Source organism: Haladaptatus sp. (genome assembly GCF_049589095.1).
Taxonomy (GTDB): Archaea; Halobacteriota; Halobacteria; order Halobacteriales; family Haladaptataceae; genus Haladaptatus.
On the sequence record NZ_JBAWAC010000263.1, the window covers coordinates 1 to 1,776 of the forward strand.

Here is a 1,776-nt window from a genome sequence, read left to right on the forward strand (position 1 = left end):
CCCATCTTCCGCGCCGAGGAACACAACACGCCCCGACACCTGAACGAGGCGACCAGCATCGACTTCGAGAGCGCCTTCTACGACCACCACGAGGCGATGGACGCCTGTGAAGCGGTCGTCAAGGCCGCCTACGAGGGCGTCGCCGAGAACTGCGAGGACGAACTCGACGCGCTCGACATCGAGTTCGAAATCCCCGAGGGCGAGTTCCCGCGACTCACCTACGAGGAGGCCATCGAGCGAATCAACGCCACGGGCGCGCTAGACGAGATGCTCGTCTGGGGCGACGACCTCCCGACCGAGGGCGAGAAGGCGCTCGGCGAGGACGTCGGCAGCCACTACTTCATCACCGACTGGCCCAGCGAGATCAAGCCGTTCTACATCATGGACCAGGACGAGGACGACGAGCTCTCGACCGGTTTCGACATGATGCACCCGCGCATGGAACTGGTTTCGGGTGGGCAGCGTGAACACCGCTACGACCGCCTCGTCGAAGGGTTCGAACAGCAGGGCCTCGACCCCGAAGCGTTCGACTACTACACGAAGATGTTCAAATACGGCATGCCCCCGCACGCCGGGTGGGGCCTCGGCGGCGAGCGCCTCGTCATGACCATGCTCGATCTGGACAACATTCGTGAGGCCGTTCTCTTCCCGCGAGATCGCCACCGTCTGAGCCCATAGGCGAAGACGGTGCGAGATCGAACGGATTTTCTTCGTTTTTCGTTGCGAGAATAGAGCGACCGTCGTCGTTTGCTGGGGGAACGAATTTGGTGTTGTGATTTCAGTCAGTACGAAGAAGGCCCGACCGCGTCGATAATTGAATAGATGGACAGCTGATCAACTATCTGTCGCTCGAAATCGAGTCCACGAAACCAAAAACCAGCCAGTCGTGGCGTAACTCGAACCCGTGTCGTTTAGGTGCGTACCACGACGAGTACCGGTCATGATCGGCTTCATCGGCGGAAGCGGAATTTACGACGCACTGCCCCTCGAAAACACGCGGGAAGAGGAAGTGACGACCCCCTTTGGCGAACCGAGCGCACCGGTCACCATCGGCGAAATCGCCGGGAAGGAAGTCGCGTTCCTGCCGCGACACGGTCCGAAACACCAGAAGACGCCGACGGAAGCGCCGTACCGGGCGAACATCTACGCGCTGAAGGAGTTGGGCGTGGAGCGGATCCTGGCGAGCAACGCCGTCGGGAGCCTCCGCGAGGAACTGCCGCCCCAGACGCTCGTGATTCCTGATCAGATCTTCGACCGCACGAAACACCGAGCGCCGACGTTCTTCGGTGACGGCATGGTCGTCCACATGCCCTTCGCCGACCCGTACTGCCCGCACATGGTCTCGCACCTCTCGGACGCGAGCGCCGAGGCGACGGACGCGGATCACCACTCCGGCGGCACGTACGTCTGCATCGAAGGCCCGCAGTACTCGACGCGCGCCGAGAGCGAGTTCTACCGCGCACAGGGCTTCGAGATCATCGGCATGACGGCGATTCCGGAGGCGAAACTCGCCCGTGAGGCCGAGATGTGCTACGCGACGGTGGCGGGCGTCACGGACTACGACGTGTGGAAGGAGGACAGCGAAGTCACGCTGGAGGAAGTGCTCGACAACGCCGCGAAGAACGAGGACGCCATCAAGGAGGTCGTCGAACACGCGATCCGGTCGATGCCGGACGAGCGCGAGTGTGACTGTGGCCACGCCCTCGAAGGCACAGTCAACACCCCGACGGAAGCGATTCCGGAAGAAACGCGGGAAGAAGTCGATCTGCTCGCGGG

2 protein-coding genes are annotated in these 1,776 nt (G+C 62.4%); both read left to right on the forward strand.

The genetic code is table 11. From position 1 onward, the window contains the following. A partial coding sequence (locus WBV42_RS08555; RefSeq protein WP_423985655.1) for an amino acid--tRNA ligase-related protein occupies positions 1-678 on the forward strand: 678 nt, incomplete at its 5' end. A 262-nt stretch (positions 679-940) separates the two neighbouring features. Beyond that, positions 941-1,776 (forward strand): S-methyl-5'-thioadenosine phosphorylase (mtnP, locus tag WBV42_RS08560; RefSeq protein WP_423985656.1); only part of this gene is annotated, 836 nt, incomplete at its 3' end.